This window comes from Desulfitobacterium sp. (genome assembly GCF_982384815.1).
Genome location: NZ_CEVWNY010000097.1, coordinates 1 through 11,935 on the forward strand (window position 1 = coordinate 1; position 11,935 = coordinate 11,935).

Here is an 11,935-nt window from a genome sequence, read left to right on the forward strand (position 1 = left end):
AGGCGCTCTCCCAGCTGAGCTAATCGCCCTTAATGGTGACCCATACGGGATTCGAACCCGTGTTACCGCCGTGAAAGGGCGGTGTCTTAGGCCGCTTGACCAATGGGCCATTTTCGCGGAACATTTGTTAGTATATCCGAAATAACCTTAAATGTCAACATCATATTTTTTAAAAAATTTAGTATGATATTAGTTATCCCAAGACTCATTCATCATGACTGTGTTTTAGTTAAAATTAGTTAAAGCGCGTGCCAAAGCATAAAAAATCAGTATTAGCATTACTATGTTCTAAACCCATTCACATGAGCTAAGGCGAGATCGATAGATTACACAACATATAACACCATGCACCGTGCCGCTATGCTTAATGGTAATTAACAAAAACCGCACCTCAGTGCGGTTTAATTATCTTATGGAGCGGGTGATGGGAATCGAACCCACGTAGCTAGCTTGGAAGGCTAGTGCTCTACCATTGAGCTACACCCGCATATTTTGGTAGCAGGGGGGGGATTTGAACCCTCGGATGAGCGGGTATGAACCGCTTGCCTTAGACCACTTGGCTACCCTGCCATGGCTCCCCGAGCAGGACTCGAACCTGCAACCTACCGGTTAACAGCCGGTTGCTCCACCATTGAGCTATCGAGGAATATTCATTATATGACTGGCGGAGAAGGAGGGGTTTGAACCCTCGCGGCAGTTACCCACCCTAACGGTTTAGCAAACCGTCCTCTTCAGCCACTTGAGTACTTCTCCGCAATTTTAACTTTTTGGTGCGGAAGATGGGACTTGAACCCATACGGTGTTACCCACACGCCCCTCAAACGTGCGCGTCTGCCAGTTCCGCCACTCCCGCATTTTTCATGGAGCCGTTAACCGGATTTGAACCGGTGACCTCATCCTTACCAAGGATGCGCTCTACCAACTGAGCTATAACGGCATAGAGGATCATTTACTTGATATTAAAATGGTGCGCTCGAAGGGATTCGAACCCCTGGCCTTCTGATTCGTAGTCAGACGCTCTATCCAGCTGAGCTACGAGCGCATGTTAATTTTGGAGCGGGTGACGAGATTCGAACTCGCGACTTTCACCTTGGCAAGGTGACACTCTACCACTGAGTTACACCCGCATATGGAGTTGGTGAGCCATCCGCGACTCGAACGCGGGACACCCTGATTAAAAGTCAGGTGCTCTACCGACTGAGCTAATGGCTCAAAAATGGCAGGGATGGCAGGATTCGAACCTACGCATGCCAGAGTCAAAGTCTGGTGCCTTACCGCTTGGCGACATCCCTACTTATTCAAATCAACTTCCGTTGACTTAAATCCTTTGGTTGCGGAGGCCGGATTTGAACCGACGACCTTCGGGTTATGAGCCCGACGAGCTACCGCTGCTCCACTCCGCGACGAAAATCAATAATTGAGGTACCATGTTCGTGTTGATTCAAACTTCGGTATTCCTCTTTGATTATTTATGATTCAAAAATTCGAGTGCTATTAGTACTCATATAGTACTCCTTTAATCTCAATACTAAGCCTAAGCTTCGTACTTCGATCCTCGAACTTCGAATATCGAAATTGGTGGGTAGGGATGGATTCGAACCACCGTACCTCTCGGAACAGATTTACAGTCTGCCGCCTTTAACCACTCGGCCACCTACCCAGATTCGTTGTTTGAGGCACGATGTTCGATGTTCGAACCCTCGTATTCCTCTGAAAGATATTATGCTTTCCATTCTAAACTTCATGATTCCCTTTTCTAACTTCGAATCACGAACTTCGAATATCAAAGAATGGCGACCCCGATCGGACTTGAACCGACGATCTCCTGCGTGACAGGCAGGCATGTTAACCACTACACCACGGGGCCGAGTTTTGGTGGGCGATGACAGGATCGAACTGCCGACATCCTGCTTGTAAGGCAGGCGCTCTCCCAGCTGAGCTAATCGCCCTTAATGGTGACCCATACGGGATTCGAACCCGTGTTACCGCCGTGAAAGGGCGGTGTCTTAGGCCGCTTGACCAATGGGCCGCTAACGCAATAACTATATTACATGGACAAGCATTACTTGTCAAATACTTTTTTATTATTCTCTTTTTTATTCTTTCATGATTCATTCATTGTAAAAAATAGGTTTGCCATAGCACTTTCAGGCTTATGCTTTTTGAATTGTTAACAAAATTACGGTAGTAATAATAAAAACAAAGCCGATAATATCAAGCCCACTAAACGCAGTATTTAGCCAAAATGCCGAAAACACCGCAGCAGACACCGGCTCGATACTGGCGATCATGCTGGCCTTGACTGGGCCAATATCACTAACTCCTTGCAAATACAGGGTAAAGGATACCACGGTGCCAATGACGATGATCCCCACCATTCCCCAAAACACCTGCCAATCCAGGGATACAGGGATCTGCCAAGGACGAATAAAAACCATCAACACAATCCCACCGAGCAGCATGCCACAACCAGTGACAACGATGCTTCCCCATTTAGCAATTATATTTCCCGGAATAAGCGTATATAGCATCAGCCCAACAGCGGACATCAGCCCCCAAAAAAGTCCCTGGGAGGAGATGGCCAGGCTGCTAAGGTTCCCATGAGTAGCCAACAAAAAAGTCCCGCTAACTGCTAAAATAATGGCTATCCCTTCTATCATTGTGGGGAGACGTTTGGCTTTTGCGCAAACAAAAATCATAATTAGAAGAGGTCCTAAATACTGCAGCACAGTAGCCGTCCCTGCATTCGTATAAGAAATCGCAAGCAAATAAGTATATTGACAAGAAATCAGTCCAAGTATACTAAAACCTAACAGGGTTAAGCGATCTTTTTTATCCCTAAGTAAACCCAACATCTTTTCCCGTTGCTTGAATAGCACTAGACTAAATAAAATCAAGCCGGCCGTCACCATCCGAACTACGGTAACCCAGTGAGTATCTATCCCTTTCTCCGAAAAAAGAAACTGCCCGCAGGCACCGGAAAATCCCCAACTGATCCCGCCGATAAGTGTTAGCACAGTACCGCGAATCGCTTTTGTTTTGTCAAGTAATAACTCGCTCATTATATTTTTCCCTTAACATGGGATTTCTGCAAAAAACCTTCTATTAAATACATTAGATTAATCATCTAGTCCTCCTCTAACCTCTTCAGCTTTCATCAATAACATCTTGCTTTTCCTGCAGCGGTCGTTCTTGTCTCATTATTCTAGTCATTTCTTTTTGATGCTTCTCACAGTAAATTCTCCAAGCAAATTTCTCGGGCCGATTAAGACAATGCCTAGCAATTCGTTCCGTGACCGGTTTTTGGCAGATGTGGCAACGAATATCGCCATATTTAGGCCGTTGCTGCATTCTTTCACGCCGCAACCGAGCGTAGTATTCGTTACGCATACCCGGTTCCCGAAGATCGACTTTCTCGATCCGCCCCTTGATTTGGATTATTTCATCTTCTTCCAGAACCACCGATGAACTCCCTGCCAATTTAAGAATAGAAGCAAGAATATCTGTATCATAAAATACCGACCCCAAAAACACCTTCAGATTGCAACGACGATTAAAGGCCACGTAAGAATAAATAGGCAGCTCATCTTTAAGCCCAATTTGCTTCTTCAAGACTTGAATCCGCTTTTGGTTCTCTACAAGAGGATTGGGGAAAGTTTTAACCCGCCATTTAATAACTTGATACCACTTCGGATCAGCTTCCTCCCCTACAATCAAGACGGCCAAATTATAATTCTCCACCAAAAAGAGCCCATAAGGGGAAAGAAGGAGATGATCAATCTGAATAAATCCTCCCTCTGTTTTTAATAAGAGATTGCTTGAACGCTTAAAACATCTAGGCAAATGAGATAGCACTACCTCCAGTTTGTATTCACCAATCTCATCTTTCCTATGCTTTTTGCTGCGCAAGGACTCCCTTCTTTTTGCGGATTTACCGGTATAGTAATCGGTTTTATATTTACGGTTCGAAAGCTCCTTAAGCTTCGCAAAACCGTCAAAAAGCGGTTGGGCTTCCTCCTTTATAACTTTTTGCACTTCTTTTTTTCTATTCCAGAAAAACACTTACTACCCTCCTACCCCCAAAGACCAAAGAAAATCAACTTCGCCGCGAAGGCTATGCTACTATTTTAACATATTCCAAGAAAATGACATTGAATTTCCACGTATTACATAAATTTTAATGGAGGAACTTTTGGACTTGATGTCGAATCAGAATAGGAAAATGTAAGCAATATCTAAGCTACAGAATAAAGCTGAGTCTAGGATAACCTAGAGCGGGGGACTTTTATCATGGGGTGAATCGCTTATTAGCGAAGGGCTCACACTTTGGCCCGAATCCGTCAACTAACCTCGTAAGCTAAGAAAGGTGTAAAAGCATGGGATTTATTAGAAACCTATCTCGTTTTAAGGCTTCTGCATTCAACCAAGTTCTAAAATTAGCAAAAACAATCCCTTGGAAAACTCCAAAAGTTTTTGTCTCTCTAACCGCAACTGTAGTCCTGACGGGCGGTATAAGTTTTTATTTCCTGACCACCACCGCTGCCGCTTCCGTGATGGTCAACGGTCAGCATATCGGCTACGTAACTAACACTAATAGTGGCCAGGCCCTCGTGGAATCTTTCCTCGAAGAAAAAGGTAAACCCTACGGTATTGCCGCCCTTACTCGTGACCAAATAACTTATGAAAATGTTAGGATTAAAAATTCTGCATATGAAGCAGCTGCCCTAAGTGAAAAGAATTTGGATGGTGTCTTAAACTATTATCTTGAAGGTTATAAAATTACCACCAATAGCACACCGATTGCCTATTTACCTAGCCAAGAAGATGCTGAGAAACTCCTTAAAGACTATGAGGAATATTATTCGAAATCCAGTGCCGAGAATCAAGTAACAAGCGTAAGCTTTGCCGAAGAAGTGGCAATCGAAAAGGTATCCATTAAACCTGACCAAATAACCCCACCGGATCAAGCTTATCAAATGCTCATTGACGGTAAGGTAAATACTAAAGAGTATACTATTCAGGAAAATGACTCCTGGTGGCTGATTGCACGAAAAAACAATATGTTAACAGACGAGGTTCTCGCCGGTAATCCTGGGGCAACTGAAGATACCATTATCAAGCCGGGTGAAGTAATCAAGCTTGTTACCGTTGAACCCTATCTAACAGTAGTCAGTAAAGGTACATATTCCGGCTCGGAGGTCATTCCCTATGATGTAGTCACTAAGACTGATTACAAACTGAATCCAGGCCAAACAAAAGTTATTACCAAAGGAAACAATGGCTCAAAGATCGTAACCTACTCCTATGAGCAACGAAATGGCGTTGAAGTAGCCAAGAAGGTCTTGGATGAAAAAATTGTTGAAAAACCCGTTGATGAAGTAGTTGCTACAGGTCCCCGCAAGCAAACGGTAAATGTGGCAGTAGCTACCTCCCGGGGTAGTGCCAATGGCTCTTCCCTAGTAGATAGAGCACTTAGCCTCCAGGGGACCAGCTATGTTTTTGGCGGTACATCAACCAGCGGTTTTGACTGTTCAGGCTTTACTAAGTATATCTATTCCGGTTCGGGCATCTCCCTTCCCCGTACTTCCTATGATCAATTTAATTCCGGTTCAAAAGTCAGCAGCGATAATCTGCAGCCCGGTGATTTAGTGTTCTTTAGCACCTATGCTGCTGGAGCGTCTCATGTTGGGATATATATCGGTAACGGTAAATTTGTCCATGCGGCCAACCCCAGCAGTGGGGTTAAGATTTCCGGTGTAAACGATAGTTTCTACGGCCCACGCTATCTCGGCGCACGCCGCTATTAAAAATAATTAACCCAGTTATTAAAAGGAACCCGTTTTGGGGTTCCTTTTGTATCTTCAAGAGCACAAAGAAGGTGTTACTAAATCTCTCTGACATCCTGAGCATATGCGTAAGATCTTAACCTAATTCCATAAACCTAGTTCCATAAATTTTATTTGCGGTCTAATACTTCGTCGGGAGCATTTTGGGATGAGCGGAAAAACATACCCATCCCCATAATTAAAATAAAAAGGATTAGGTAATAAATAACAGTCCAAACCCCATGGGCGTAAACGGCCGCAATAACCATAAAGATACAAGCGCAAATCGCTAATATAGGCATGAGGAATCGCTTATAGGCACCGAGGGACCGCTCTTTTATCATGATCATAACAAAAATCGGAATATACATGGCATACAAAGTAACAATAGGCAGCTCCGAGCTATCAAAGCTAAAGGGTCCAAACCAAGGAGTTGGCACCAGATTAGCACCGAAGAAATAAAGCAGCCAGGCCCCGCTAAAGAGAAGGCCTAAAATTGCCGAGTTGGTAGGCATATTTGTGCTTGGGTCAATATTTTTATATACCTTAGGTTGTGGACCGAGACCACGTGCTGCCAAAGAATAGAAGCCACGGGTACAGCCAATCATCAAACCATTGAGGGTCCCTAAGCAGGAAATAACAACGAAAACAAAGAGCACCGTCCCCCCAATATTGGAAAAGACCGTAGAGAAAGCGATCTTAGCACCGGTCTCCCCACCCTGCATAATAACGCTGTTTTCTACAGCACCGGCCAGTCCGGTGTAATATAAAATATAGATAAGTGCGACAAACATAGTGCCAAAAGTTAAAGCCCGGGGAAGGTTCTTTTTGGCATCTTTCAACTCTGCATTAATACTGGTAGCAATAATCCAGCCCTCATAAGCAAAAGCCGAGGCTACAACTGCCGTAAACAAAGGGTTAGCGGTGGCAACATCAGCAATGGGACCACTAGTAAAGTTCTGTACGAGAACACCACTTCTTAGTCCCGCAAAAGTTCCCAAAATAGCCATTAGAATCAAAGGAATTAGTTTAATCACCGTAGTAGTAACCTGAAATTTCCCCGCTAGCTTCGGAGAAAGTGCGTTTAAAGCATAGCTGCCAACAAGGTAAAAACCCGATATGGCCATAGCTTCTGCACCCACGACATCCCACCCAAACAAAACGCAAGTATATCTTGCCGAGGCCCAAGCCAAGACGGAAGTAATCGCCGGATAATAAATGGTGGTCATGAACCAGCCCACGTAATAAGCATATTCGCTTCCCATGGCTACCTCCGCATAGTCCACGATCCCATTGACCTTTTCGTAACGAGTAGCCATCGTAGCAAAAACATAAGCGCAGACAATCATGATAATCCCGCCAATAATCCAGGCCAAGATTCCCAGCGGCAGGTCCCCTCCGGTAGCCCCTAAGATTTTTTCCGCTTTAAAGAAAACCCCGCTACCAATAACGATACCGATGACCATAGCTATGGCTGTAAACAAACCATATTTTTTCTCTAGGCCATTCTCCATAAGCATTCCTCCCCCTTTTTTAATTTCACAGTCACAACTTTAACAAAATAGGAGGTATAATTCAATCCTGTTGTTTTTCATACCCGGGCATAGCTACAAAAGAAAACTTTCTTAGCTTTTGCTCCCCAGAGAATTGGGTTTTCCGTAGTTGCGAGATCTGTTCTTTTAGTACAGCAAAAAATTCATCATATTCCGCGTCACTTAAATAAAGTGAGTAACTGCAAAATTCCACTCGATCCCTTTGGAAATCATAATCCTCGTTTTTAAGATAATTTTTAAAGTCACCTAATAAAGACATGGTATAAGTGTAAAAAATGCTGAAAAGCCCATCCTTGCTAAGATCCCTAATCTGCTCATTGAATTCAACCAAGGGGTTCTTCTTTAACCGATAAACTTTTTCCACAGTTCCCCTGATTTTGTATTCCGCACAGATTTCCAAGATCTCGTCTCCCACCATCTTGTTAATATGGCGATAGAGACTTGCCGTGGGAATATCGGGCAACTCCTCAGCAATTCTCTTTACTGTTTCCGTTTCATGAGTTAAAAATAACTGTAATATCTGCATGCGGACGGGATTTAATAAACTACTTAAGACTTTGTTATCCATTAAGGGAACCTCTTTTCTTAACTTTATTCTTCTTAATCCTCTTGCAATTAGAGTCAACATTATCCACATCTAGGTATGACAAATTATCTATTATCAGATATAACAATATTATTCCGATTGATACTATTCTCACTCATAATAATAGTATCATTACTGAAAATGAACAAGGAAAATTTCATCTCTCAGTTGTATAGATAAAGCCATCGAACACTAATTAGCCGAAAAGACACCCTGTTGATATTACAACAAGGTGCCCTAAAACTTTGGAAATCTATAATGGCCAGATATAGGACTGGGCCAATTAAGCAAACGATCTTGTTCCGCGGCTACCGGTCCCCCATTATGAAGTATATAGGGAACGCCATCAGGACGGCGCCGATCGGAAATAATGGCAATATGTTCATAAGGCTCAGCAAAAGTCACAATATCCCCTGGCTGCCACAGAGAAAGATTCTCCACATCCCCAGGGATAACTTCCCGAGTCAACTCCTGCCCATGTCTTGCAAAGAATACCTTTAGATTTTGAACGCGGCGAAAATCAATATTCGGGTCTTGACTCCCTGCCACTCGTGGATAAAGAGAGATATTGCGGCGGATGTCATCATCGAGCATTTCCTTTAGATCATAACCGGCATCACGAAAAGCCCTCCAAATCACATCAGTACATACTCCCTCATCTTCGGGAGGATAGCCTCCTGCATAGTAGCCATCACGATAACGAGGCCGTCTTTCCGCCTCGTCCCTGGCCCCCGCTGCAATATCCATCATATCACTAATCCCGTCTCCATCCTTGTCCACCGGGCATTCGACTGTGGGGATCCGGAGGTACATCTCAGGCTCCAGATCTTTTATCTTAGATAAGCCGTCCTTGCTACAGCCTAAGAAAACAAGCGATAGTGCACAAAGCCCAATCCCTTTAATAATGCTACTCTGGCACCTGAACTTCTTTAGAAATGTCGGACCTCTTAAGGGATGATACATATCGGCTCCTCCCATAGATACGAAAACATGCTTTATTCTTATTCGTTGATCACTAAAGCTATGATTGGAGTACTACAAAAGCCCTAATAATCGTTCATGAGCATCCTATAAGTGCAGCGGGACTCGCAATTAATACTGCTATGATTACAGTGAAAATCCGCGATCTCTCCCCCAACCTCTGGATCGGAATCCGGGTATCTATAAATTTTTAAGACTACAAGCTTGGTAGCCACACTGCAAACCTCTTGTCGCTCTTCCAGTTTATACTCCATATCAGGAACACCTTTCCGCATTATTACTGATTAAGGTAAGTTAATTCACTAAAGAAACAGGACACCTTTGAGGTGTCCTCTTCAATGGCTAATCCCTGCGCTCCCGGTCCGGGTGCTTCGGTAAAAAACGTTCATGCTCCACCCTGGACTTTGTGAGGATGGAAAGCCACTCATCCTGAGTAAACATTCTGCCTAGCTGGGCAATCTTGTCTTTTAAAGTCTCATATTTTTCCGGATACTCTTCTTCAATAATATCCATTAACAATTTAGGGTGTTCGGTTTTGGTCGGGGTCTTCTTTTTCGTGGGTAATTTTCTTATTTTTAAAAATCTAACCATAAAAACCTCAAGCTTTTCGCTTTATTTTCATTGTGATTTGACCTCTGTCCATATTCTATCATAAATTGGCAAAACATCCGAGAGGTCTTCGAAAACTTCTGAGTTCTTTAATTGGTCTAAGGCCGGATAATAGGATGCATCTGCAGTAAGCTCGCTGGGCAGCATCTCTATTACTTCCTTGTGAGGTGTAGAATAGCCGATGTAGTCAGCATTCCGATAAGCGATATCCTTGCTGCACATATAGTTAATGAATTTCTCTGCCAGCTCTTTATTCTGGCTGGTCTTGGGAATAACCATAGCATCAAACCACAGATTGCTGCCTTCCTTAGGAATTACGTATTCCAGATCAGGATTCTCCCGTTTCATATAGACCGCATCCCCGGACCATACTACCGCCAAAGCCGCCTCATTACCAATCATCTTATCTTTTACTTCGTCCCCTACATAGGCCAGGAGTAAGGGTTTTTGCTGGATAAGCAACTTTTTAGCCTCTTCCAGCTGCTTTTCATCCTTGCTATTTAGCGAGTAGCCCAACTTTTTCAAAGCTACACCGATAGAATCCCGCTGACTGTCCAGCATGAGAATCTGTTTAGAGTATTTTTTATCCCATAACACATCCCAGCTGTTCACCGGTTCTTGAACCATGGTCTTGTTATAGATAATTCCTACTGTTCCCCACATATAAGGCACAGAGTACTCGTTATTTTTGTCATAAGCCAAGTTCTTAAAACGATCCTCGATGCCGGCATAATTAGGGATATTGATCATATCAAGTTTAAGCAGCAGGCCCTCATTGATCATTTTCGTGATCATATAATCGGAAGGAATAGCTACATCATATTTGGCTGTACCTGCCTTAATCTTTACATACATCTCTTCATTAGTAGTGAATAAGTCATAGATTACATCTACATTATATTCTTTTTCAAAATCTTCAATGACCGATTCATCGATATAATCTCCCCAGTTATAGACATGCAAGGTAGGCTTACTAGAGCCACCGCAACCGGCCAGCCCCAAAAGCACTCCCACCAACAACAGTATTATCCCAATCCTACCGAAAACCTTTTTTTTCAATACTTCTCCCTCATTTCCTTTTCATTGTCTTTGGCCATCCGCGAATTAACGATAACCAACAGCAACATGATAAAAATAAACATCAGTGTTAACAGTGCATTGATTTTAGGGTTAATTCCTCTCCGGGCCATAGAGTAAATAGTGATGGCCAGATTCGATACTCCGGAACCCGTGGTGAAGAAACTAACGACAAAATCATCAATGGACATGGTAAAGGCCAGCAAAAACCCAGTTACAATCCCCGGCGAAATCTGAGGAAGGATAACTTTCTTGTAAGCCTCAAAAGGGGTGGCTCCCAAATCCAAAGCCGCGTCATAAGTATCATTGTTCAGTTGGCGGAGCTTTGGCAGTACGGAAAATATCACAAATGGTAAATTAAAGGTAATATGGGCCAACAACATAGTTATAAAACCCAGTTTAAATTTAACAAAAATGAATAAGAGCATCAAGGATATCCCCATCACAATATCCGGACTGAGCATAGGTAAATAAGTGACATTGAGAGTAATTGCCTTGGGTAAACCCTTTAGATCATTAATCCCGATCGCCGCTAAGGTCCCGATCACCGTTGCTATCAGGGAGGCAAGGATCGCCACGACCACCGTATAGTACAAGGCTGAAGCAATCTGGCCATCCCGAAATAATTCCAGATACCATTTTAGAGTAAAGCCATTCCAGTTCCCCCGTGACTTAGAATCGTTAAAGGAAAAGACCATCAGGATAATAATCGGGGCATAGAGGAAGAAGAAAATCAGAAAGGTATAGCTTTTCATCAAGAAGGATTTCAAAAGAGCCCTCCCCCTTCCCGATCTTTATCAGTTCGCGACATAATTCCCATAGTTAAAAGCAGAAAGGCCATGAGAATCAAAGACAAGGAGGAGCCAAAGCCCCAGTCACCGGTAGTGAGAAACTGCTGCTCAATTAAGTTTCCGATAAGCATGTACTGTCCACCACCTAATAGCCTTGAGATAACGAAGGTGGTAACCGCAGGCATAAAGACCATAATAATCCCCGATACCACACCGGAAAGGCTTAAAGGAAAAATCACCTTAAAGAAGGTGGTAATAGGGGTTGCCCCTAAGTCCTCCGCCGCCTCAATAAGAGACCGATCGATTTTGCGCAAGACGGAATAAATTGGCAATACCATAAAAGGCAAAAAGTTATAAACCATGCCTAAGATTACCGCCTTATCCGTGTAAAGTATATTCAAGGTGGGCATACTCAAAGCAGTCAGAATCTGATTAATAATTCCTTTGTTCTCCAAGAGGGTCATCCAAGCATAGGTTCTCGCTAAAAAATTCATCCACATAGGCAGAACAAAT

General features: G+C 43.3%; 11 protein-coding genes, 16 tRNA genes and 1 riboswitch. Of the genes, 1 reads left to right on the top strand and 26 read right to left on the bottom strand.

The annotated features are described in order from the left end of the window. Positions 1–33 precede the first annotated feature (33 nt). The 18 genes from AC1U9U_RS12665 to AC1U9U_RS12750 all read right to left on the bottom strand — a co-directional run bounded on the left by AC1U9U_RS12665 (position 34) and on the right by AC1U9U_RS12750 (position 4,062). Positions 34–109, bottom strand: a tRNA-Glu gene (locus AC1U9U_RS12665). Between the two features lie 304 nt (positions 110–413). Then, positions 414–487 (bottom strand) — tRNA-Gly (locus AC1U9U_RS12670). Between the two features lie 6 nt (positions 488–493). After that, positions 494–570: transfer RNA gene (locus AC1U9U_RS12675), tRNA-Ile, on the bottom strand. Position 571: 1 nt separating this feature from the next. Beyond that, positions 572–646: transfer RNA gene (locus tag AC1U9U_RS12680), tRNA-Asn, on the bottom strand. Between the two features lie 16 nt (positions 647–662). Beyond that, positions 663–753 (bottom strand) — tRNA-Ser (locus AC1U9U_RS12685). 15 nt (positions 754–768) lie between these two features. Then, a tRNA-Leu gene (locus AC1U9U_RS12690) sits at positions 769–853 on the bottom strand. Between the two features lie 8 nt (positions 854–861). Then, positions 862–937: transfer RNA gene (locus AC1U9U_RS12695), tRNA-Thr, on the bottom strand. Between the two features lie 28 nt (positions 938–965). Further along, positions 966–1,042, bottom strand: a tRNA-Arg gene (locus AC1U9U_RS12700). 10 nt (positions 1,043–1,052) lie between these two features. Beyond that, positions 1,053–1,127: transfer RNA gene (locus tag AC1U9U_RS12705), tRNA-Gly, on the bottom strand. Positions 1,128–1,136: 9 nt separating this feature from the next. After that, positions 1,137–1,212: transfer RNA gene (locus AC1U9U_RS12710), tRNA-Lys, on the bottom strand. Between the two features lie 5 nt (positions 1,213–1,217). Continuing rightward, positions 1,218–1,292, bottom strand: a tRNA-Gln gene (locus tag AC1U9U_RS12715). A 36-nt stretch (positions 1,293–1,328) separates the two neighbouring features. Next, a tRNA-Met gene (locus AC1U9U_RS12720) sits at positions 1,329–1,403 on the bottom strand. Positions 1,404–1,576: 173 nt separating this feature from the next. Further along, positions 1,577–1,660 (bottom strand) — tRNA-Tyr (locus AC1U9U_RS12725). Between the two features lie 131 nt (positions 1,661–1,791). Further along, a tRNA-Asp gene (locus AC1U9U_RS12730) sits at positions 1,792–1,867 on the bottom strand. Positions 1,868–1,873: 6 nt separating this feature from the next. Further along, positions 1,874–1,949 (bottom strand) — tRNA-Val (locus tag AC1U9U_RS12735). 4 nt (positions 1,950–1,953) lie between these two features. Continuing rightward, positions 1,954–2,029: transfer RNA gene (locus AC1U9U_RS12740), tRNA-Glu, on the bottom strand. A 124-nt stretch (positions 2,030–2,153) separates the two neighbouring features. Beyond that, positions 2,154–3,062 carry an EamA family transporter gene (locus tag AC1U9U_RS12745; protein ID WP_479960927.1) on the bottom strand — a complete coding sequence of 303 codons (909 nt, stop codon included), beginning with the start codon at positions 3,060–3,062 and terminating at the stop codon, positions 2,154–2,156. Positions 3,063–3,147: 85 nt separating this feature from the next. Then, positions 3,148–4,062, bottom strand: coding sequence for a nuclease-related domain-containing protein (locus tag AC1U9U_RS12750; RefSeq protein WP_479960928.1), 915 nt, complete (start codon positions 4,060–4,062; stop codon positions 3,148–3,150). Between the two features lie 179 nt (positions 4,063–4,241). Next, positions 4,242–4,374, top strand: a riboswitch (cyclic di-AMP (ydaO/yuaA leader). Between the two features lie 2 nt (positions 4,375–4,376). Here AC1U9U_RS12750 and AC1U9U_RS12755 point away from each other — a divergent pair. Further along, positions 4,377–5,807 carry an NlpC/P60 family protein gene (locus tag AC1U9U_RS12755; RefSeq protein ID WP_479960929.1) on the top strand — a complete coding sequence of 477 codons (1,431 nt, stop codon included), beginning with the start codon at positions 4,377–4,379 and terminating at the stop codon, positions 5,805–5,807. Between the two features lie 149 nt (positions 5,808–5,956). Here AC1U9U_RS12755 and AC1U9U_RS12760 read toward each other — a convergent pair whose 3' ends face one another. The 8 genes from AC1U9U_RS12760 to AC1U9U_RS12795 all read right to left on the bottom strand — a co-directional run. Then, positions 5,957–7,339, bottom strand: coding sequence for an APC family permease (locus AC1U9U_RS12760; RefSeq protein ID WP_479960930.1), 1,383 nt, complete (start codon positions 7,337–7,339; stop codon positions 5,957–5,959). A gap of 61 nt (positions 7,340–7,400) precedes the next feature. Further along, positions 7,401–7,946: a helix-turn-helix domain-containing protein gene (locus AC1U9U_RS12765; protein WP_479960931.1), complete on the bottom strand. Its 546-nt coding sequence runs from the start codon at positions 7,944–7,946 to the stop codon at positions 7,401–7,403. A 255-nt stretch (positions 7,947–8,201) separates the two neighbouring features. Next, positions 8,202–8,927: a DUF1287 domain-containing protein gene (locus AC1U9U_RS12770; RefSeq protein ID WP_479960932.1), complete on the bottom strand. Its 726-nt coding sequence runs from the start codon at positions 8,925–8,927 to the stop codon at positions 8,202–8,204. Positions 8,928–9,010: 83 nt separating this feature from the next. Further along, positions 9,011–9,199: a hypothetical protein gene (locus AC1U9U_RS12775; protein ID WP_479960933.1), complete on the bottom strand. Its 189-nt coding sequence runs from the start codon at positions 9,197–9,199 to the stop codon at positions 9,011–9,013. An 88-nt stretch (positions 9,200–9,287) separates the two neighbouring features. Next, complete coding sequence (locus tag AC1U9U_RS12780; protein ID WP_479960934.1) at positions 9,288–9,458, bottom strand: hypothetical protein; 171 nt, start codon at positions 9,456–9,458, stop codon at positions 9,288–9,290. A gap of 105 nt (positions 9,459–9,563) precedes the next feature. Then, complete coding sequence (locus tag AC1U9U_RS12785; protein ID WP_479960935.1) at positions 9,564–10,613, bottom strand: ABC transporter substrate-binding protein; 1,050 nt, start codon at positions 10,611–10,613, stop codon at positions 9,564–9,566. Beyond that, on the bottom strand, positions 10,610–11,401 hold the full coding sequence (locus AC1U9U_RS12790) for an ABC transporter permease (protein ID WP_479960936.1): 792 nt from the start codon (positions 11,399–11,401) through the stop codon (positions 10,610–10,612). The genes AC1U9U_RS12785 and AC1U9U_RS12790 overlap by 4 nt, the downstream gene beginning before the upstream one ends. After that, positions 11,398–11,935, bottom strand: a 538-nt coding sequence (locus tag AC1U9U_RS12795) for an ABC transporter permease (RefSeq protein WP_479960937.1), incomplete at its 5' end; no start/stop codon positions are given. The genes AC1U9U_RS12790 and AC1U9U_RS12795, both read right to left, overlap by 4 nt.

Bases quoted from the DNA above. Each gene is read 5' to 3' on its own strand.
- AC1U9U_RS12745 (WP_479960927.1), bottom strand. From the start codon at position 3,062: ATGAGCGAGTTATTACTTGACAAAACAAAAGCGATTCGCGGTACTGTG.
- AC1U9U_RS12755 (WP_479960929.1), top strand. From the start codon at position 4,377: ATGGGATTTATTAGAAACCTATCTCGTTTTAAGGCTTCTGCATTCAAC.
- AC1U9U_RS12760 (WP_479960930.1), bottom strand. From the start codon at position 7,339: ATGGAGAATGGCCTAGAGAAAAAATATGGTTTGTTTACAGCCATAGCT.
- AC1U9U_RS12765 (WP_479960931.1), bottom strand. From the start codon at position 7,946: ATGGATAACAAAGTCTTAAGTAGTTTATTAAATCCCGTCCGCATGCAG.
- AC1U9U_RS12770 (WP_479960932.1), bottom strand. From the start codon at position 8,927: ATGTATCATCCCTTAAGAGGTCCGACATTTCTAAAGAAGTTCAGGTGC.
- AC1U9U_RS12775 (WP_479960933.1), bottom strand. From the start codon at position 9,199: ATGGAGTATAAACTGGAAGAGCGACAAGAGGTTTGCAGTGTGGCTACC.
- AC1U9U_RS12780 (WP_479960934.1), bottom strand. From the start codon at position 9,458: ATGGATATTATTGAAGAAGAGTATCCGGAAAAATATGAGACTTTAAAA.